Origin of the sequence: Agrobacterium burrii (assembly GCF_017313405.1) — a bacterium.
In the GTDB taxonomy this organism is placed as follows: domain Bacteria; phylum Pseudomonadota; class Alphaproteobacteria; order Rhizobiales; family Rhizobiaceae; genus Agrobacterium; species Agrobacterium burrii.
This window is the reverse complement of record NZ_JAFLNA010000002.1, coordinates 211,366-231,985: the sequence shown is the minus strand read 5'-3', so window position 1 is coordinate 231,985 and position 20,620 is coordinate 211,366. Positions and strand designations below refer to the sequence as shown.

At 58.6% G+C, this 20,620-nt stretch carries 17 protein-coding genes; 10 read left to right on the top strand and 7 right to left on the bottom strand.

The window, feature by feature from the left end:
• The first annotated feature begins 74 nt into the window (after positions 1 to 74).
• From hemH to JZX89_RS04560, 3 genes are read left to right on the top strand one after another with little or no spacing between them, the layout of a single operon-like run.
• Positions 75 to 1,109 (top strand): ferrochelatase, encoded by a 1,035-nt coding sequence (gene hemH, locus JZX89_RS04570; RefSeq protein ID WP_174373881.1) that lies wholly within the window; start codon positions 75 to 77, stop codon positions 1,107 to 1,109.
• Positions 1,110 to 1,167: 58 nt separating this feature from the next.
• The gene (locus tag JZX89_RS04565) at positions 1,168 to 2,184 is read left to right on the top strand and encodes an SPFH domain-containing protein (RefSeq protein ID WP_174374020.1); all 1,017 of its coding nucleotides are present in this window, start codon (positions 1,168 to 1,170) and stop codon (positions 2,182 to 2,184) included.
• 2 nt (positions 2,185 to 2,186) lie between these two features.
• On the top strand, positions 2,187 to 2,651 hold the full coding sequence (locus tag JZX89_RS04560; RefSeq protein WP_174373882.1) for an NfeD family protein: 465 nt from the start codon (positions 2,187 to 2,189) through the stop codon (positions 2,649 to 2,651).
• A gap of 16 nt (positions 2,652 to 2,667) precedes the next feature.
• On the opposite strand, the gene JZX89_RS04555 is transcribed toward JZX89_RS04560, so the two are convergent.
• Together JZX89_RS04555 and JZX89_RS04550 are read right to left on the bottom strand one after the other, a co-directional pair.
• Complete coding sequence (locus JZX89_RS04555) at positions 2,668 to 3,663, bottom strand: KpsF/GutQ family sugar-phosphate isomerase (protein ID WP_207133239.1); 996 nt, start codon at positions 3,661 to 3,663, stop codon at positions 2,668 to 2,670.
• A 60-nt stretch (positions 3,664 to 3,723) separates the two neighbouring features.
• A complete protein-coding gene (locus tag JZX89_RS04550; protein ID WP_149899542.1) occupies positions 3,724 to 4,089 on the bottom strand; it encodes a PAS domain-containing protein in 366 nt (121 codons plus the stop codon).
• Between the two features lie 186 nt (positions 4,090 to 4,275).
• Between JZX89_RS04550 and JZX89_RS04545 the strand changes: the two genes are divergently transcribed.
• Positions 4,276 to 4,503: a hypothetical protein gene (locus JZX89_RS04545; RefSeq protein ID WP_207133238.1), complete on the top strand. Its 228-nt coding sequence runs from the start codon at positions 4,276 to 4,278 to the stop codon at positions 4,501 to 4,503.
• A gap of 6 nt (positions 4,504 to 4,509) precedes the next feature.
• Positions 4,510 to 6,015 carry a polysaccharide biosynthesis protein UppP gene (gene uppP / locus JZX89_RS04540; RefSeq protein WP_207133237.1) on the top strand — a complete coding sequence of 502 codons (1,506 nt, stop codon included), beginning with the start codon at positions 4,510 to 4,512 and terminating at the stop codon, positions 6,013 to 6,015.
• Between the two features lie 54 nt (positions 6,016 to 6,069).
• On the opposite strand, the gene galU is transcribed toward uppP, so the two are convergent.
• On the bottom strand, positions 6,070 to 6,957 hold the full coding sequence (gene galU / locus JZX89_RS04535) for a UTP--glucose-1-phosphate uridylyltransferase GalU (protein WP_149899544.1): 888 nt from the start codon (positions 6,955 to 6,957) through the stop codon (positions 6,070 to 6,072).
• 195 nt (positions 6,958 to 7,152) lie between these two features.
• Between galU and JZX89_RS04530 the strand changes: the two genes are divergently transcribed.
• The 4 genes from JZX89_RS04530 (at position 7,153) to JZX89_RS04515 (ending at position 11,878) form a co-directional block, all read left to right on the top strand.
• On the top strand, positions 7,153 to 8,376 hold the full coding sequence (locus JZX89_RS04530) for a lytic murein transglycosylase (RefSeq protein ID WP_153514809.1): 1,224 nt from the start codon (positions 7,153 to 7,155) through the stop codon (positions 8,374 to 8,376).
• A 61-nt stretch (positions 8,377 to 8,437) separates the two neighbouring features.
• On the top strand, positions 8,438 to 9,673 hold the full coding sequence (locus JZX89_RS04525) for an SGNH/GDSL hydrolase family protein (protein WP_207133236.1): 1,236 nt from the start codon (positions 8,438 to 8,440) through the stop codon (positions 9,671 to 9,673).
• Positions 9,674 to 9,851: 178 nt separating this feature from the next.
• Positions 9,852 to 10,526, top strand: a complete 675-nt coding sequence (locus JZX89_RS04520; protein WP_149899547.1) for a response regulator transcription factor — start codon at positions 9,852 to 9,854, stop codon at positions 10,524 to 10,526.
• The gene (locus JZX89_RS04515; protein WP_207133235.1) at positions 10,523 to 11,878 is read left to right on the top strand and encodes a sensor histidine kinase; all 1,356 of its coding nucleotides are present in this window, start codon (positions 10,523 to 10,525) and stop codon (positions 11,876 to 11,878) included. Before JZX89_RS04520 ends, JZX89_RS04515 begins: the two co-directional genes overlap by 4 nt.
• Positions 11,879 to 12,078: 200 nt before the next feature.
• Here the strand turns inward: JZX89_RS04515 and JZX89_RS04510 are convergent, their stop codons facing one another.
• From JZX89_RS04510 to gltB, 3 genes are read right to left on the bottom strand one after another with little or no spacing between them, the layout of a single operon-like run.
• Positions 12,079 to 13,533, bottom strand: coding sequence for a glutamate synthase subunit beta (locus tag JZX89_RS04510; RefSeq protein ID WP_149899549.1), 1,455 nt, complete (start codon positions 13,531 to 13,533; stop codon positions 12,079 to 12,081).
• Between the two features lie 15 nt (positions 13,534 to 13,548).
• Positions 13,549 to 13,707 (bottom strand): hypothetical protein, encoded by a 159-nt coding sequence (locus JZX89_RS04505; RefSeq protein WP_207133565.1) that lies wholly within the window; start codon positions 13,705 to 13,707, stop codon positions 13,549 to 13,551.
• 8 nt (positions 13,708 to 13,715) lie between these two features.
• Complete coding sequence (gene gltB, locus JZX89_RS04500; RefSeq protein ID WP_174373887.1) at positions 13,716 to 18,461, bottom strand: glutamate synthase large subunit; 4,746 nt, start codon at positions 18,459 to 18,461, stop codon at positions 13,716 to 13,718.
• Positions 18,462 to 18,832: 371 nt separating this feature from the next.
• Here gltB and JZX89_RS04495 point away from each other — a divergent pair, with 371 nt between their 5' ends.
• Positions 18,833 to 19,885, top strand: a complete 1,053-nt coding sequence (locus JZX89_RS04495) for a threonine aldolase family protein (protein ID WP_207133234.1) — start codon at positions 18,833 to 18,835, stop codon at positions 19,883 to 19,885.
• Between the two features lie 33 nt (positions 19,886 to 19,918).
• Here the strand turns inward: JZX89_RS04495 and JZX89_RS04490 are convergent, their stop codons facing one another.
• Positions 19,919 to 20,608 (bottom strand): response regulator transcription factor, encoded by a 690-nt coding sequence (locus JZX89_RS04490; protein WP_207133233.1) that lies wholly within the window; start codon positions 20,606 to 20,608, stop codon positions 19,919 to 19,921.
• Positions 20,609 to 20,620 lie beyond the last annotated feature (12 nt).

Sequence of the window (20,620 nt, the reverse complement as noted above, 5' to 3'; positions counted from 1 at the left end):
AAGATGGAGCCTTTCCGCCCCTATCTCAAACGGAAAAGCTCTCACGCAACCAGTCCGAGTTTCAGGTGTCATTCATGGCGACAGAACTATCCGCACTCCCCGTAGACCATCCACGCATCGCGTTCGGCAAGGTTGGCGTCCTGCTCGTCAATCTCGGCACGCCAGATGGTACGGACTACTGGCCGATGCGCCGTTATCTGGCGGAATTTTTGAGCGACAAGCGCGTCATCGAATGGTCGCGCCTTTACTGGTATCCGATCCTTTACGGCATCGTCCTCAACAAGCGCCCGCAGAAGGTCGGCAAGGCCTATGAGGCGATCTGGAATCGTGAGCGCAACGAAAGCTACCTGCGCACCTTCACCCGCAGCCAGGGCGAACTGATGGCGCAGGCGTTGAAGGATCTGCCCAATGTCGTCGTGGATTGGGCGATGCGGTACGGCCAGCCTTCCATCGCCTCGAAAATCGACGCGCTGAAGGAACAGGGTTGTGAAAAAATCCTGCTTTTCCCGCTTTACCCGCAATATGCCGCATCGACCACGGCAACGGTGAACGACAAGGCATTCGAACATCTGATGAAGCTGCGCTGGCAGCCCGCCATTCGCACCGTACCGCCCTATCACGACGATCCGGCCTATATCGAGGCGCTTGCCGCCTCCGTCAAAAACCATCTGGCAACGCTGGATTGGGAGCCGGAGATGCTGATCACCTCCTTCCATGGCATTCCGCAATCATACTTCAAAAAGGGCGATCCCTATTATTGTCATTGCCAGAAAACCGCACGCCTGCTGCGGGAGGCTCTTGGCCGGACCGACAAGAATTTCATGATCACCTTCCAGTCGCGTTTCGGACCGGAAGAGTGGTTGCAGCCCTATACCGACAAGACTGTGGAAAAACTGGCATCCGAGGGCATGAAGCGCATCGCCGTCATGAACCCCGGCTTCGTATCGGATTGTCTTGAGACGCTGGAGGAAATTGCCGGTGAAGCTGGAGAAATTTTCCTGCATAATGGCGGTGAGAAATTCACCCATATTCCCTGCCTGAACGACAGCACCGAGGGCATGACCGTTCTCGAAAAGGTTGTAAGACAGGAGTTGCAAGGCTGGGTGTAATTTTGCCATAACGATGATGGGGTAAAACCCTGATAGTTCGGATTTTGGAGGAAAAGTGATGATTGCATTGGGCGGGTTCGACATCGTCGTCATAGCGGCGGTTGTTCTGGTTATTCTGGTGCTGTTTGCCGGCATCAAGACCGTGCCGCAGGGGCATCGTTACACGGTTGAACGGTTCGGGCGTTACACCCGCACACTCGAACCCGGCCTGAACCTCATCGTGCCGTTCTTCGAAAGCATCGGTTCGAAAATGAACGTGATGGAGCAGGTGCTGCATATTCCGACGCAGGAAGTCATCACCCGAGACAACGCCAGCGTCTCCGCCGATGCCGTCACCTTCTATCAGGTGCTCAATGCCGCACAGGCAGCTTATCAGATTTCCAATCTACAAATGGCGATCGAAAACCTCACCATGACCAACATCCGCTCGGTGATGGGCTCGATGGACCTCGACGAGTTGCTGTCGAACCGCGATGCTATCAACGACCGCCTATTGCGCGTGGTGGACGAGGCGGTGGGACCATGGGGCATCAAGGTCACCCGCATCGAGATCAAGGACATCGCGCCGCCGAAGGATCTGGTTGACTCCATGGCGCGACAGATGAAGGCCGAGCGTGAAAAACGCGCGCAGGTGCTGGAAGCTGAAGGCTCGCGTAATGCCCAGATTCTGCGCGCGGAAGGTGCAAAACAATCCGCCATTCTGGAAGCGGAAGGCCAGCGGGAGGCGGCATTCCGGGATGCCGAAGCCCGTGAACGTCTGGCTGAGGCCGAAGCCAATGCGACCCGCATGGTGTCGGAGGCCATCGCCGCCGGCAATGTCCATGCCATCAACTACTTCGTCGCCCAGAAATATACCGAGGCTCTGGCCGAGATCGGTACGGCCAAAAATTCCAAAATCGTTCTGATGCCGATGGAGGCCTCGGCGCTGATCGGCTCTCTCGGCGGTATTGGCACAATTGCGAGAGAAGTTTTCGGTGACAGGGGCGACACACCAACTGCCCCCCCTGCCTCCACATCTCCCCGCTCGGTGCCGCCGACGCGGTCTTCCCCCTTCGGTTCTTCATCGGAGAAATAACGATGCTGCAACGGCTTGCCACTGAGCTGGGACCATGGAGCTGGTGGATCGTCGGCTTTGTGCTGCTGGCCGCCGAGCTCATCGCTCCGGGCGTTTTCCTGATCTGGATTGGCCTTGCCGCGCTGGTCATCGGCGCGCTCTCGTTGCTTTTATGGGATGCGGCATATTGGGCCTGGCAATTGCAACTGGTGCTGTTTGCCGCACTCTCCATCGTCTTTGCCCTGCTTGGCCGCAAATATTTCGGCAGGAACCGAGAGACCACCGATGAACCGTTCCTCAATCAGCGCGAGGCAAGCCTTGTCGGCCGCACCGCGACGCTGCAGGAACCGATTGTCGAAGGACGTGGCCGGATAAGACTGGACGACACATGGTGGCCGGTAAATGGTGAAGACCTTCCGGCCGGAACCCGTGTGAGGATCGCGTCAGCACGCGGCCGCACGCTGACGATCGAACCAATAGACCGATAAGAGAGACAAGTGGGCCTCAGGCCACGCCGATTCTCAATAGATCGTGGAAATGCACCAGGCCGATCGGCCGGTTGTCATCATCCACCACGATCAGCGCGCCAATGTGGAATTTTTCCAGTGTCGCCAGCGCGCTGGTCGCCAGCACCGATTTTTTGACCGTTTTCGGATTGCGGGTCATGATATCGTCGACCGTCAGTTCTGCGAGGTTGCGAGACAGGTTGCGGGCCAGATCACCCTCGGTGACGATGCCGCACAGACGGCCATCCTCGTCCAGAATACCGACACAGCCGAAATGCTTGCGGGAAAGAACGCCGACCGCTTCCGGCATCGCCGTTCCCTTGGCCACCAGCGGCACGCGGTCGCCGGTATGCATGATATCGCTGACCAGCGTGAGGCTAGCGCCCAGTTTGCCACCGGGGTGAAACACCCGGAAATCACCGGCAGTAAAATTGCGCGCTTCCAGAAGTGCTACGGCAAGGGCGTCACCCAGCGCCAGTTGCATCAAGGTGGAGGTGGTGGGCGCAAGGCCAAGCGGACAGGCTTCCTGTTCATTGGGAACCAGCAGCACGATATCGGAGGCTTTCGCCAGCGATGAAGCCTCGGAACAGGTGAGTGCGATCAGCGGAATGGAGAAACGGCGCGAATAGTTGATGATGCTGCGCAGTTCTGCGCTTTCGCCGCCTTTGGAGATCGCCAGCACCACATCGTCGCCGCCGATCATCCCCAGATCGCCGTGATTGGCCTCGGCCGCATGCACAAAAAACGCCGGTGTACCAGTAGAGGCGAAGGTAGCCGCGAGCTTTGCGCCGATATGACCGCTTTTGCCGACCCCGGTGATGATGAGACGGCCATTCGACTGGCCGATGGTCTCGATCGCCTTGCAGAAAGGGTCGGCAAGACCGTTCGTGAGAGCGTCCTCAAGGGCGGCAAGACCAGCCCGCTCCATCGAAATCGTCCGCACGGCGGATGAGATGGCATTGTCTTCGACCAGTTTGACGGCGCGCGTAATCATGGCCGACTGTTACTCTTTCACCCGGAATAAGTCCACTCTTCAGCCGGCCAGTACTGCTTTTTAGTGCCGCAGGTCCGGCGGAGAGATTTCCTCGATCGTTCCCAGCCGCTTGAAAGGGATGTTTTCCTCGTCGACCAGATATCGGCCGACTGTCCTTACCCATGAGACCGAACCGTCATCCCGGCGCACGGCATATTCCTGATTGTAAAAGCTTGCCGCCTTCAGGGTGATCAGCGCGGTCTCGATCACACGGTTTCGATGATCCAGATGCACTTTTTCGAGCATCTGAAAAATGCTGATGCCCTGCATCGCCTGTCTCAGCGGAATTCCGAAGAGTTCCGCACAGACTTCATCGAGATAGAATCGGTCATTGGTAATATCCCAGCAATAGAAACCGACCTGCTTGATGTTCAAAACGGGATTCATGAAACGACGCTGTCACATAAAATAAAAATCAATATAATTTACCAAGCAATAGAAAGACCAATACCCCTAAATCATAGGGCGATTCCGTGCCAAATTGAAACGTTTAAATCTTATCATATTAGAAATATTTTGCATTGCGGCATGTCTCTCCCAGTTCTCTGGCTGGCAGAATTCTGAATACAAGCAGTGAGTGAGAGGCTCGCCGATTTTCACGCGCTTGCCAAAACGCTCAAATCCCAGCGATCTTTATCAACTGTTAACCATAAAAAACCTATTGTTAAAGCGATGTTAAAACTTGCGCCGCCTGTCTGGTCCCTGGTTTGTCCACGTCATTTCATCGGCCTCTCACCCATTTGGCCCGGGGAAGTGTTCTGGCAAATTTTCGATCCGGCATCGGCCAATTTCGCCGGGTGAAGAGGAATGAATGTGAAGGGCGCCGCCACACGTCTGCAGACGTCGCGGAAAGCAGCAACCCTGTTGCTTGCCTGCACGCTTCTTTGCTCCACCACGGCAAGCCTTTTCGCCCAGACTGCCGTCACAGCCACACCCTTATTGCCCGGCGCTACTCCGGCCGGTGACGGAACAACTTCGGCCACCGCGGCGACGGGCGTTGGAGCAAAGACCGATGCGGGACAGGCTGCACCTGCGGCCACGCCTGCGCCACAACAGATCTGGCGCCCCTCGAACAATCCCGGCGACCCGATTTACGAACAGCAGGACGACGCCGGCCAACCCTATGCCGAGGCTGAAAACCCCTATGAGCCGACGGTGGATGGCGGTGAAAATCCGCAGATAGCGACTGAGCCTGGCCAGACCCCCGGCATCCGGCTCGGCACATTCCTGCTGCGTCCTTCGATCAGCCAGACCATCAACACGGAAAAACAGACGAACACCGGCGGTCCCTCCAGACGCAACTATCTGACAACAGGCATACGCGGCACGCTTACCAGCGACTGGTCCCGCCACGCGCTGACCGTGACGGGCGACGGCGCCTGGGAGAGAAATTTTGGTGGCGACAAGGATGGCGAAGAGCCCCGGGCGCGGATAGAGGCCGATCTGCGCCTCGATCTCGGCGAAGAGACGAAGGCCAATCTCAAGGCCGGTTACGAGTTCAGCCGCGAAGACACGACAGACCCCAATGCTCTGACCGGCGCTGCCGTGCAGGGCGGTGAACACCGTTTCACGACCGGCGCTTCGATAGAGCGGGACTTCGGCAAGCTGCGTGGGCTTGCGGCGCTCGATCTCTCCCGAACGGTCTATACGGATGCGAAAGGCCTCGATGGCAGGCCCATCAGCCTCAGCGACCGCGACCAGAACGGCGCGAACCTGCGCGGGCGCATTGGTTACGAATTGTCGCCGGCGCTCATCCCGTTCCTGGAACTGAACGCGGGAAAGACCAAATATGACAGTCGGCTGGACAATTCCGGTTACACCCGCTCCTCCAATTCCTATGGCGCGAAGATCGGAGCCGAGGTCGATCTCGGCGAAAAGACTCGTGGCGAGGCCGCCATCGGTTATCTGCGCAAACAATATGATGACGACCGTCTCGCCGCCATCGGCGCTTTGACGCTGGACGGCGAACTCAACTGGTCGCCGCAGCGCGGCACCAATGTCAATCTCGGTCTGCGCACGACGATTGAGGATTTTGCCGGCGGTCCGCAGGGCGGCTGGATTTCCTATCGGCTGGATGCCGGGCTTACCCATGAATTGCGCAACAATCTGGTCGCGCGTTTGACGGGGCAGATCGTGCACCGCACATTCCCCTCCTCCGACATCGAGAATGCCGTGGAATATACGGCAGGTGCCGGCCTGACGTGGGGGCTGAACCGCTATCTCGACCTGACCGCGGACGTCAGCTACCAGTGGACACCGGTTTATGACAGCAGCGAATTGCGCATCGGCGCGGGCCTTGTCCTGAAACGATAATTATCAAACAAAAATCCCGGCGCAAAGGCCGGGATTTCAGGATGTTCTGGTCGATTACTTCAGCCCGTCGATCAGGGCCTTGATCGGCTCTTCGATCGCCGGACGAATATCGGCGCGTTCAAGAGCGAAGGCGACGTTGGCCAGAATGAAACCATCCTTGGCGCCGCAATCGAAGGTCTGGCCACGGAAATGATAGCCGGCGAATTCTTGCGACTGGGCAAGCGTCAGCATGCCGTCCGTCAGCTGGATTTCATTGCCGGCACCACGCTCCTGATTTTCGAGGATATCGAAAATCTCCGGCTGCAGGATGTAACGGCCGTTGATGTAGAAATTCGACGGTGCCGTACCCTTGGCAGGCTTTTCGACCATTTCCGTGATCTTGAAGCCCTCGCCCACGGCATCGCCCACGCCGACAATGCCGTATTTGTGGGTCTGGTCGGGAGCGCATTCCTGCACCGCGATCACGTTGCCGGCAGTCTGGTCATAAAGTTCGACCATACCTTTCAGGCAGCTTTTCTGCGAATGCATGATCATGTCGGGCAACAGCACGGCGAAAGGCTCGTCGCCGACGATGTCACGGGCGCACCAGACCGCGTGGCCAAGACCGAGCGGCACCTGCTGGCGCGTGAAACTTGCCGTGCCGGCTTTGGGCAGAAGGCCGGCCAGCAATGTCAGCTCGGCATTCTTGTTGCGCTCACGCAGCATCTGTTCGAGTTCAAATTGAATATCAAAATAATCTTCGATCACCGCCTTGCCGCGGCCGGTGACAAATACAAAATGCTCGATGCCCGCTTCTGCCGCCTCATCGACGACATATTGAATGACTGGCTTGTCAACGACAGTGAGCATTTCTTTCGGAACCGCCTTGGTTGCGGGCAGGAAACGGGTACCGAGACCTGCGACCGGAAATACGGCCTTCCGAATTTTTTTCTGTTCTACCACATATCCCTCCTGAGAGATAAAACTTGATCACAATCCCCGCACGCTGTTGTTATTTCAAAAATAACAACGTTTTGTAAAGGGTGACGCTACCATCTATTAATGGTAAAGAATTTGTTGACGTTCTTTTGTTATCCATGACGACGCCCGATGCGTTTTCGCAATCGAAATGACATTCGAGAGAACGAAAGACTGATGATGACAAAGATGATCCTTTCAGATGTCCGCAAATTCGGCTGCATGATGGTTGCAGGCCTGGTGATTTCGCTAGCACCGGTCTCGGCTCATGCCGATGCCGGGTTCAGACAGTGGATCAACCAGTTCTACGCAACAGCCGCGAAAGAAGGCATCAGCAAGGCGACCTATCAGAAAGCCTTCGCCGGCGTCAGCGAACCGGACCCGGATGCGCTGCGCAAGGCAACCTTTCAGCCGGAATTCACCACCCAGGTATGGGATTATCTCGATTCCCGCGTTAACCCCTATACGGTGCGGATCGGCCGCGAGATGAAGATGAAGCACGCGACGACCCTGAACTGGATCGAGCGCAACTTCAACGTCGACAAACACATCATTCTCGCCATCTGGTCGATGGAATCGAATTACGGCGCGGTTCTCGAAAAGCCGGAGCGGCTGCACAATATTCCGCAGGCACTGGCGACGCTTGCCTATTCCGATCCCAAGCGCGGTAAATTCGCGCGCACGCAGTTGATCGCCGCGCTGAAAATTCTTCAGTCGGGCGATGTGACGCCGAAGCAGTTGACGGGTTCATGGGCTGGCGCGATGGGTCACACCCAGTTCATTCCGACGAGCTACCTGGCTTATGCAGTGGATGCCGACGGCAATGGCAAGCGCGATATCTGGCACTCGGTTCCCGACGCGCTGGCAACGGCCGCCAATCTTCTTGCCAAAAACGGCTGGGAGCCCGGCCGGACCTGGGGTTACGAAACCGCCGTTCCGCGTGGCGGCGCGCGTTACGAAGGCCAGACGAAGACAATTTCGGAATGGACAAAGCTCGGCTTTGCCCGCCCGAACGGCAAGAATTTCACGCGCGGTTCCGATCGCGCCATGCTGAAACTGCAGGGTGGCGCGAACGGACCCGGTTTCCTGATGATGAAAAACTTCTTCACCATCAAGAAATACAACGCATCGGACAGCTATGCGCTGGCCGTTGGCCTGCTTGCGGATGAAATCGCCGGTTATGGCGGCATGCAGCAGAAATGGCCGCGTCCGGACGGTACGCTGGATATTCGTGAAAAATTCGAACTCCAGACCCGCATGAAGGAACTGGGCTACTACGATGGCGAGGTCGATGGTAATTTCGGCTCCGGTTCGAAAGCCGCCATTAGCGCCATCCAGTCGCGCATGGGCATGGAAAATGACGGCCAGCCGTCGCAGAGATTGCTGAGAGCCCTGCGCAATTGATAATATGCCGGCGAATTCGGCGGGGGTCACCACCGCCGAAGCATCCGGAAAGGTCGATGTTATGAACAGGAAACAAGCGGTGAATAGCGGAAAGACCGGATGGCGCATCTGCGCCGTCATTCTTTCTGCTGCCCTTTGCGTGCCACTCGTTCCATCCCAGACCTTTGCCCAGGAACAGCGGCGCACCCTGTTCGAAATGCTGTTCGGCAGACCGGTTGGCCGCGATGGCGGATCCGGGCGTGATTATCAGCCCCGCAACCGGCGGGATTTCCCCTCCGCCCCACGCGAAAGATCAATTACACGTCCGCAACCCGCCCGAAAAGCACCTTCGGTGGTTCAGATGCGAACCGCAAAACCGGAGCCGGCCGCCAAGCTTGAAAATGCAAGGCGCGTTCTGGTCATCGGCGATTTTCTGGCCGGCGGCATGGGGGAAGAGCTGGTCAATGCCTTTGCCAGTTCGCCAGCAATCGCCGTCGATGTGCGGGCAAACGGTTCTTCCGGTCTTGTCCGAACCGATTATTACGACTGGTTTTCCAATCTACCGCAATTCATAAGCGAGACCAATCCGGCCACCATCGTCATCATGATGGGCTCGAACGATCGCCAGCAAATGCAGATCGGCGATATCAGGGAAAAATTCGGTACTGATGTCTGGTTCAAGGAATATGAACGACGGATTGATGAGCTTCTGACCCTTGCCGGACGCCCGAAAGTGCCGCTGCTCTGGGTCGGTTTGCCCGCGTTCCAGTCACCATCGCTCACGGCCGATCTCGTCGGTTTCAACCGGCTTTATCGCAGCCATATCGAAAAATATGGCGGCGAATTCGTCGATGTGTGGGACGGTTTCGTCGATGAAGGCGGAAAATTCGTTATCACCGGTTACGACATGAACGGCCAGCAGGCCCGCCTTCGCGAGGCCGATGGTGTCGGCATGACGCAGGCCGGCAAACGCAAGCTCGCCTTTTACGTCGAAAAATTCGTGCGCAGGCACCTCGACAGTGCCGGTCCCGATCTCGTGAAACTGGACGGCAGCAATCTGCCTGCACTCACCTCGCTGCCGGCGCTCGGCATTGATGCGGGGCAGGTCCGCACGCAGCCGATCAGCCTCACCGATCCCAATCTCGATGGCGGCGACAAGCTGCTGGGCGATACCCCTTTGACGGCCGGGCCGACACGCGTATCGGTGGTGGAGTCCCCACGTGAACGACTGACCAAGCGTGGCGAAATGGCCGATGCGCCTGCGGGCCGCATCGATGACTATCGCGTCCTCCCGGATACCGCACAAGCCCGGCAATAGGCGCTTCTGCACCGACACACGCGGACGGGCGTAATGTTTAGGCAATGCGAAAATGGCAAGATAACTGAAGTTCTGCACGGATGCGGCCTGTAACCGCATTTTTGTATGGCGATATTTCTTCGTTACCAGTCATGCACGGCCCGCGGGAGCCGCGCCAGGATTTTGCCGAGACCAATTCATGCGCCTGCTGCTTGTTGAAGACGAACGCGAAATGGCAGCAGCCCTGTCCGCCGCGCTCCACCGGTTTGATATCATCGTGGATAATGTCGGCACGCTCGATCTTGCCCGACATGCCATCATGGATGGTGTCCATGATCTTGTCGTGCTTGACCGGCAATTGCCCGATGGCGACGGCATCCAGCTTATAGAGGATCTGCGCCTCTTGCCCGTTACCCCGCCGGTGATCGTCTTGACGGCGCAAGGCACACTTGCAGATCGGGTGAAGGGCCTGAACCTCGGTGCCGATGATTATCTTGCAAAGCCCTTCGCCGTCGAAGAGCTTCTCGCCCGCATCCGCGCCCTGATGCGACGACCCGCCAGCGCAGTGACGATGACGGCGAAGCTGGGCAAGCTGGAATTTTGCTTCGAGACCCGTGAAGTACGCATTGCGGGCGAATTTCTTGCCCTGACCAGACGGGAACTGCTCATCCTCGAGGCCCTGTTGCGGCGACAGGGCCGAACGGTGCTGCGTTCGCTGCTGGAGGAAGCCGTCTATAATTTCGACGATGAAATCCAGTCCAACGCCCTCGATTCCCATATTTCCCGTTTGCGCCGCAAATTGCTGGCCACCGATGCCGGCGTCGAGGTCCATGGTATTCGCGGCGTCGGCTATCTTCTGAGGGCGACATCATGAAGCCGGCCAAAAGGAAATCGCTCAAGCGCCGCCTGACGATTCAATTGCTGCTGTTCCAGATCGGCAGCCTTTTCATCGTCAGCGCCGGCTTCGTCGCCTATCTGTCGACCGGCGGTGGAGGCAGCGCATTGCTCAGCCCGCAGGCAGCCCAGATTACCGCCAATGCGCTGGTGCGGGACAAGAGCGGCCGGTTGGCCCTGAAAGAAACGAGTGAGTTTGTCGAGTTACGCAGCAACACACCCGATTTCTGGTTCGTCGCCGTCAGTGAAACAGGGGAGATTGTGCAGGGCGGGCAGGTGCCCGAAGCATTCAGCAACATGGATCAGCAACTCAGCGATATCAAGCTCTCCGATATACGCGAGGCGGCGCTGTCCTATTCCTATCTCGCTGTCGTGCGTATCGCCGTCGTCCGCCGCGTTTCCGGGCCGTTGGGCGAATTCGCCATGATCGGCAAAGGTGGGCCATTCAGCATGACATTCCCCGTGCTGCTGTTCTCCAACATATTGATCATGCCGATCCTCTTCATCATGTCCCTCGTGACGATCGTGACCATTCCCTGGATCATCCGCAGGGAATTTCTCGCCCTTTCCTCCATTGCGCGGGCAGCGGAGACCATCGACATCGACAAACGCGGATATCGATTGCCGGATGGCGATATTCCACGCGAGGTGCAGCCACTGGTGCACGCCGTCAACGGCGCGCTGAAACGGCTGGACGATGGTTACGAGCGGCACAAGCGCTTCATTCTCGACGCCGCCCATGAATTGCGCACCCCCGTCGCCATTCTCCAGACTCGCGTCGAAACGCTGCTGGATGGCCCATCTCGAAACAGGATATTGGCCGATGCCAGCCGCATCGCCGTGCTGGCCGAACAACTGCTCGATCTGCAGCGTCTCGGCGGACAGAAAGCGCCGCTTATTCCGCTTGATCTCGTCAGCCTGTGCAGATCGGTTGTGGCGGATATGGCGCCGCTTGCCATCTCGCAAGGCTATGAGCTTTCCTTCGAACCGGAAGAAGAACCGATCCTCGCTTTGGCCGAAGACGCCTCACTTCAACGCGCGCTTATGAATATCGTGCAAAATGCCATCGAACATGGCGGCAATCGCGGAACGATCACCATTAAGGTCGCCGCCAACCGCGTTATCGACATATGCGACGAAGGCAGCGGGATTCCCGAAGAGGACAGGGAACTGGTGTTCGATGCGTTCCATCGCCTGAGGCCGCAAGATCGTGGCACCGGGCTCGGTCTCAACCTCGTTCAGGAAATCATCCGCTACCATGGCGGGGAGATCAACATCAGTGATTCATCTACCGGGGGGGCCTGCTTCCGTATCAGCCTGCCCTATTGCTGACACATGCCATTTTTTGCGAAAAAACTGCTTTCGGGAAACTCGTAATGCCGATGCAATTCACAGGCGCGATATTTTGCCTGTCCCCATGAATGCGACGCCCCAATCGCATTTTTGGTCGTCCAGTCAAACGAAAGGCCTGTTGTGTCTCTCACAACAGGCCTTTTGTTTTGCTTCGTGCGGCTTGCGCCGCATCAATCCGCTCAGCGTGGCAACAGGGTTGCGCCCATCAAAGCTTCGTCGATCGCACGCGCTGCCTGACGACCTTCGCGGATCGCCCAGACCACCAGCGACTGGCCGCGGCGAACGTCGCCCGCCGCCCACAGCTTATCGACGGAGGTCCGGTAGTCCGTCTCGTCGGCGATCACATTTGTGGAACCGCGACGGTCGGTGTTGAGCGCCAGCTTGCCGTTCATTTCCTTCAGCACGCTATCGGTGAAAGGACCGGAAAAGCCGATGGCGATGAAAGCGAGATCAGCCTTGATGATGAATTCCGTACCGGCAATCGGCTTGCGCCGATCATCAACCTGACAGCATTTCACACCGGTCAAGACGCCGTCTTCACCTACGAATTCGAGTGTGGCGACCTGGAATTCGCGGATAGCGCCTTCCGCCTGAGAGGAAGAGGTGCGCATCTTGGTTGCCCAGAAGGGCCAGACAGCAAGCTTGTCTTCCTTTTCGGGCGGCATCGGGCGGATGTCGAGTTGCGTGACTTTCACGGCACCCTGGCGGAAGGCCGTGCCGACACAGTCGGACGCGGTATCACCACCGCCGACGACCACGATATGCTTGCCGCCTGCGAGGATCGGATCGGCCGGCCAGCCAATGCTATCGATGTTTTCACGGCCAACGCGACGGTTCTGCTGTACGAGATAAGGCATGGCATCATGCACACCCTGCAGGTCCGCGCCGCCTATGCCGGCCGGGCGCGGGGTTTCCGAACCACCGCAATAAAGAACAGCATCGTGGTCGGCCAGAAGCGCTTCGACCGTTACATCGACGCCGACATTAACGCCGCAATGGAAGGTGACGCCTTCGCCCTTGATCTGTTCGACACGGCGATCGATGAAGTTCTTCTCCATCTTGAAATCCGGAATGCCGTAACGCAGCAGGCCGCCAGCCTTCGATTCACGCTCATAGACGTGAACCTCGTGGCCGGCGCGGCCAAGCTGCTGAGCCGCCGCCATGCCTGACGGGCCGGAGCCGATGATGGCGACTTTTTTGCCGGTGTGGATCGTCGCCGGCTTCGGCACGATGAAGCCCAGTTCATAGGCCTTGTCGGCAATTGCTTGCTCGACGGTCTTGATGGCGACCGGCGCGTCCTCGAGGTTCAGCGTGCACGCCTCCTCGCAAGGGGCGGGACAGACGCGGCCGGTGAACTCCGGGAAGTTGTTGGTCGAGTGCAGGTTGCGGATCGCCTCTTCCCAATTGTTGTTATAGACCAGATCGTTCCAGTCGGGGATCTGGTTGTGCACGGGACAGCCGGTCGGGCCGTGACAATAGGGAATGCCGCAATCCATGCAGCGCGCCGACTGCTTCTGCACTTCGGCATCCGACATCGGAATGGTGAATTCGCGGAAATGGCGGATACGATCCGATGCGGGCTGATACTTGCCCACCTGCCGGTCGATTTCCAGAAAACCTGTTACCTTGCCCACGTTTATGTCCTCACATCAAAGCGGAGCGCCTGTCGGGCCCCAGTACCAGTAAGCGAAACCGAAAGCCGCCCCCAGCACGATGAATTCAAATCCGGTCTCGCCGCTTGTCCAATAGATCGCCGTGGGAACGGCGACCGCGATCATCAGCGAGACCAGTTGGTGTATTGTCCTCACGCGGCTGATTATTCCGCCGCAACGCCCATTTTCATCCGCTCCATATCCTCCAGCGCACGACGGTATTCCACCGGCATAACCTTGCGGAATTTCGGACGGAACTCGCTCCAGCGGTCGAGTATGTCCTTGGCGCGCGCCGAGTTCGTGTAGTGGAAGTGGTTGGAGATCAGCTGGTAAAGGCGCTCCTCGTCGTGACGTGTCATGTCCTCGGAAACGTCCACACGTCCCTTGTGCATGAGGTCGCCGCCGTGATGGTGCAGCTTTTCCAGCATGTCGTCTTCTTCCGGAACCGGCTCCAGCTCGACCATCGCCATGTTGCAGCGGGTGGCGAAATCACCCTTCTCGTCAAGCACATAGGCCACGCCGCCGGACATGCCGGCTGCGAAGTTGCGGCCGGTTTCACCGAGAACCACCACGATGCCGCCGGTCATATATTCGCAACCGTGGTCGCCCACGCCCTCGACAACCGCGACAGCACCGGAGTTACGCACCCCGAAGCGCTCGCCCGCGACACCGCGGAAATAGCACTCGCCGGTGATCGCACCGTAGAGAACCGTATTGCCGACGATAATCGAGTTTTCCGCAATGATGCGGGCGTTTTCCGGCGGGCGCACGATGATGCGGCCACCCGACAGACCCTTGCCGACATAGTCGTTACCGTCACCCACCAGATCGAAGGTGATGCCGCGCGCCAGGAACGCACCGAAGGACTGACCGGCCGTTCCCTTGAGGGTGACGTGGATCGTATCGTCCTTCAGGCCCTTATGGCCCCAACGCTTGGCAAGCGCGCCTGACAGCATGGCGCCGGCGGAACGGTCGACGTTCTTGATCGGCACCTCGAAAACCACGGGCTCGCGGTTTTCCAGCGACGGCAGCGACTTCTCGATCAGCTTGCGGTCGAGAATATCGTCGATCGGGTGCTTCTGGCGCTCGGTCCAGAACGTTGCTTCCTTGGGTGCTTCGACCTTGTGGAAGATGCGGCTGAAATCCAGCCCCTTGGCCTTCCAGTGGGCCAGCATCTCATCCTTTTCGAGCAGTTCGGAAGCGCCGATGATCTCGTCCAACCGGGTAACGCCCAGCGAGGCAAGGATTTCGCGCACTTCTTCGGCCACAAAGAAGAAATAGTTGATGACGTGTTCCGGCGTACCCTTGAAGCGCTTGCGCAGAACCGGATCCTGCGTCGCCACACCCACAGGGCAGGTGTTGAGGTGGCACTTGCGCATCATGATGCAGCCGGCCGCAATCAGCGGCGCGGTGGCGAAGCCGAATTCGTCGGCGCCCAGCAGCGCGCCGATGATGACGTCTCGGCCGGTCTTCAAACCGCCATCCACCTGCAGTGCAACGCGTGAACGAAGGCCGTTCAGCACCAGCGTCTGCTGGGTTTCGGCAAGGCCGATTTCCCAGGGGCTACCCGCATGCTTCAGCGAGGTGAGCGGCGAAGCGCCCGTACCGCCATCGAAGCCGGAAACGGTGATATGGTCGGCGCGCGCCTTGGCGACACCCGCCGCAACCGTTCCGACGCCGACTTCAGACACCAGCTTCACCGAAACATCGGCTTCCGGATTGACGTTCTTCAGATCGTAGATCAACTGCGCCAGATCTTCGATGGAATAAATATCATGATGCGGCGGCGGCGAGATGAGGCCGACGCCCGGCGTGGAGTGACGGGTCTTGGCAACCGTCGCATCCACCTTGTGGCCGGGCAGCTGGCCGCCTTCGCCGGGCTTGGCACCCTGCGCCACCTTGATCTGCAACATGTCGGCATTGACGAGATATTCCGTCGTCACACCGAAGCGACCGGATGCGATCTGCTTGATGGCCGAGCGTTCCGGGTTCGGCTTGCCATTCAGCAGCGGCAGGTAACGGTCGGATTCTTCGCCGCCCTCGCCGGTGTTGGACTTGCCGCCGATCTGGTTCATGGCGATGGCGAGCGTCGTATGCGCCTCACGGCTGATCGAGCCGAAGGACATGGCGCCGGTCGAGAAGCGCTTGACGATATCGGCTGCCGACTCCACCTCATCGATGGAGACCGGCTTGCGGCCGAGCTTTTCCGCAGACTTGATGTTGAACAGGCCGCGAATGGTGTTCATCCGCAGCGCCGTCTCGTTCACCATGCCGGCAAATTCACGGTAACGATCCTGGCTGTTGCCGCGCACGGCATGTTGCAGCGAGGCGACGGCATCCGGCGTCCAGGCGTGGCTTTCACCGCGCATGCGATAGGCATATTCGCCGCCGATATCGAGCGTGTTGGCAAGAATCGGATCCTTGCCGAAGGCCGCAGTGTGGCGCGTTACGGTTTCCTCCGCGATTTCGGTGAGGCCGACGCCTTCGATAGAGGTGGCGGTGCCAAAGAAATATTGCTCGACGAATTGCGAAGAGAGGCCGATGGCGTCGAAAATCTGCGCGCCGCAATAGGACTGGTAGGTGGAAATGCCCATCTTGGACATGACCTTGAGAATGCCCTTACCCACCGCCTTGATGTAGCGATAGACGACTTCGTCATCGGACACTTCCTTCGGGAACGCGCCGTGCTTGTGCATATCAAGCAGCGTGTCGAAGGCGAGATAGGGGTTGATCGCCTCTGCGCCATAACCGGCGAGCAGACAGAAGTGGTGGATTTCGCGCGGTTCGCCGGTTTCCACGACGAGACCGACCGAGGTGCGAAGACCCTTGCGGATCAGGTGGTGATGTACCGCCGCCGTTGCCAGAAGCGCCGGGATCGCGATGCGGTCGGGGCCGAGCTGGCGGTCGGACAGAACGATGATGTTGTAGCCACCGCGAACGGCGGATTCCGCCCGCTCGCACAGGCGCTCCAGCATGTCAGGCATGCCTTCCGCGCCACGCTCCACATCATAGGTGAAGTCGAGCGTCTTGGTGTCGAACCGGTCTTCCGTGTGGCCGATGGAGCGGATCTTTTCCAGATCGCCATTGGTCAGGATCGGCTGGCGCACTTCCAGACGCTTGGCACGGGCAGCCCCTTCGTGATCAAGAAGGTTCGGGCGCGGGCCGATGAAGGACACGAGGCTCATGACAAGCTCTTCGCGGATCGGGTCGATCGGCGGGTTGGTGACCTGCGCGAAATTCTGCTTGAAATAGGTGTAAAGCAGCTTCGACTTGTCCGACATCGCCGAAATCGGCGTATCGGTGCCCATCGAACCGATGGCTTCCTGACCGGTCGTCGCCATCGGCGACATCAGAAGCTTGGTATCTTCGCTGGTGTAACCGAAGGCCTGCTGGCGGTCGAGCAGCGACACATCGCGGCGCAGAGCACGCGGCTCAACGGGCTTCAGATCCTCAAGAATAAGCTGGGTGCGATCGAGCCAGGTGCGGTAAGGGTGCTTGGCGGCAAGCTCGTGCTTCACATCCTCGTCGGAAATGATCGCGCCCTTTTCCATGTCGATCAGCAGCATCTTGCCCGGCTGCAAACGCCACTTCTTGATGATACGTTCTTCCGGCACCGGCAGGGTGCCGGCTTCCGACGCCATGATGACGCGGTCATCGTCGGTGACGAGATAACGCGCGGGGCGAAGGCCGTTGCGGTCGAGCGTTGCGCCGATCTGCTTGCCATCGGTGAAGGCGACGGCTGCGGGGCCGTCCCACGGTTCCATCAGTGCTGCATGATATTCGTAGAATGCCTTGCGCTCAGCCGACATCGACAGGTTACCCGACCAGGCTTCCGGGATCAGCATCATCACGGCATGGGCCATGGAATAACCGCCGCGCACGAGGAATTCGAGCGCGTTGTCGAAACAGGCAGTGTCCGACTGGCCCTCATAGGAAATCGGCCAGAGCTTGGAGATATCGTCGCCGAACAGCGCCGACGAAACCGACGCCTGCCGCGCCGCCATCCAGTTGACGTTGCCGCGCAGCGTGTTGATTTCGCCGTTATGGGCAACCATGCGGTACGGGTGCGCCAGCTTCCAGGACGGGAAGGTATTGGTGGAGAAACGCTGGTGCACGAGGGCAACGGCGGATTCGAAACGCGGGTCCGCCAGATCCTTGTAATAAGCACCCACCTGATAGGCGAGGAACATGCCCTTGTAGACGATGGTGGAGGAGGACAGCGACACGGGATAGAAATCCTGCGTCTCCTTGCCACCGCCCTCATCATAGATGCGGTTGGACAGCACCTTGCGGATCAGGAACAGCTTGCGCTCGAAATCGGCATTGGTCGCGGCATCGCGCCCCGCGCCGATGAAGACCTGAACATGGTGCGGTTCGGTTCCGGCAATATCCGGCGCCTTGGAGAGCGAGTCATTATCAACAGGCACGTCGCGGAAGCCGAGGAACTGTTGCTCCTCCTCACCGATCACATCGACGATGACTTTCTTGTAGTGCTCGATGCGGGACGGATCACGCGGCATGAAGATATGGCCGACTGCATATTCACCGGCCTTCGGCAGCGTCACGCCTTGGCCCGCCATTTCTTCACGGAAGAAACGGTCGGGAATCTGTACGAGAATGCCAGCACCATCGCCCATCAGTGGGTCTGCGCCGACAGCACCACGATGCGTCAGGTTTTCGAGGATGAACAGACCATCCTTGACGATCTGGTGCGACTTCTGGCCCTTCATATGCGCAACGAAGCCGACGCCGCAGGCATCGTGCTCGTTGCGCGGATCGTAAAGACCCTGCTTTTCCGGCAAGCCGCCCGCGAAACGCCCCTTCGCAGAAACGGGTGCGGCCGCAGCCGCGGTGGGACAGTCTGTGGTCAGGGTTGCGGCGGCGATCTCTGCCTGCGGCTTGTGCGTCATTTGTGTCCCTCCTGCAAAATTACTTGCATGGTTTCATGCGAAGATCCGGCTCGACCACGAATTCTCGCTTCCCGCAAAAATCGCATTCAACCCGGCTCGATCAAATTTAGGACAGCAAAGCTGTCTCAATTCATGAGGATTTTGGCAGAAACGGGCGAATTTAGCAAGGGTTCGAATCCAATTAGTCGAACCGCCATTTGCCGTGAAGTTTCGATACTGACCTATTGCGCGAAACTTTATTGTCATAAAACAGGCCGAGCTATTGCTTTCATTACCGGATTTGCCAATCGCGATGTTAGGTCCTAGAAGTTTTGCAATCACGCCTCATGCAGCCCCAAAACAGAACCTCAGCTATCGGAAAGCCTTAAGAGATGTTTTTTGCTTCAGACAATTGGGCTGGCGCCCACCCGGCCGTCAACGAACGGCTTTCGCGGGAATCCACCCGGTTTGCCGCCGCTTACGGCACCAGCGAACTCGATCTCTCCATTGAAAAACGCTTCAACGAGATATTCGAGCGCGACGTCGCGGTGTTTTTCGTCGCGACCGGCACGGCGGCCAATTCGCTTTCGCTGGCCAGCATCGCCCGCCCGGGTGGCCTGACATTCTGTCATTCGGAAGCGCATGTGATCGAGGACGAATGCGGCGCACCTGATTTCTTCAGCGGCATGCGCATGGTCGCCGTCGAAGGGCCAGATGGCAAGATGTTGCCGGAAAACCTGATCGAACGCATTGCGCGTTATCCGCAGGATGCCGTTCACCATGGCCGCGCCGCCGCCATCACCATGACGCAGGCAACCGAGGCCGGCACGGTCTATACGCTCGATGAAATCGACGCCATCGCCAAAATCGCCAAAGACAACGGCCTGCCGCTGCATATGGACGGCGCGCGTTTTGCCAATGCGCTTGCCGCACTCGGCACCACGCCTGCCGAAATGACCTGGAAACGTGGCGTCGACGTCCTGTCTTTCGGCGGCACCAAAAACGGTTGCTGGTGCGCGGAAGCGATCGTGTTTTTCGATCCCGCTCTCGCCCGGGACTTCTCCTTCCTGCGCAAGCGCACCGCCCAGCTTTTTTCGAAATCGCGTTTCATTGCCGCACAGTTTGAGGCTTATCTGCAGGACGATCTCTGGCTGGGTCTCGCCGGCCACGCCAATGCCATGGCCAACCGGCTTCGCGCCGGCTTTGGCTCGCTCAACAGCGCCCGCCTCGCCTGGCCGACACAGGCCAACGAAGTTTTCGCTATTCTACCGAAGGCCGCCGCCGAAGCCGCAACAGCCAAGGGTGCTAAATTCTATGACTGGCTGGAGCCGCGCGACATGCCGGAAAAGGTCGGCAAGGACGAAGTGCTGATCCGCATGGTCACCAGCTTTGCGACCACCGAGGCCGACGTGGACGAATTCCTGTCGATCTGCGCCTCTGTCTGACACAACATTTGAGGGCGTCCCATAACGGCGCCCTCAAACCTCCTGAAGCCGGTAACCGACACCGGTTTCCGTCAGGATATAACGTGGCTGGTCCGGGATTTTTTCGATCTTCTGGCGAAGCTGGCGCACATAAACCCGCAAATATTGCACGTCGGTCAACTCGTCCCACGCATGCTCCAGCAGAAATCGGTGCGTCAGCACCTTGCCCGCATGCTGCACCAGAACCCGCAGAATATCATATTCCTTGGGCGAGAGTTTCACCTCGCGGTCTTCCACCCTGACGATACGCCGGACGAGATCGACTGACAGGTCACCGGTCTGGAAAACCGGCCTCTCCCCCTGGCTCTGCAAACGATGGCGCAGGGCGACGCGGATGCGGGCGACGAGTTCGTTCATGCCGAAGGGCTTGGTGATATAGTCGTCAGCGCCCAGTTCCAGCGCCTTGACGATGCCCGCCTCATCGGTGCGACTTGAAAGGATGATGACGGGCAGCGCCAGCCCGTCACCGCGCCATTTCGCCAGAAGATCATGCCCGGACATATCAGGCAGGCCGAGATCGAGCACCACGAGATCTGGCTTGTCCTCATTCACCCGTTCCATCGCAACGCGGGCATTCATCGCTTCGCTGACCGCGTAGTCTTGAGACGACAGCCCCACCCGCAAAAGCTTACGGATCGGCGGTTCATCATCGACGATGAGAATGCGGACGGCGGAATTGGTCACTCCCGATCTCCT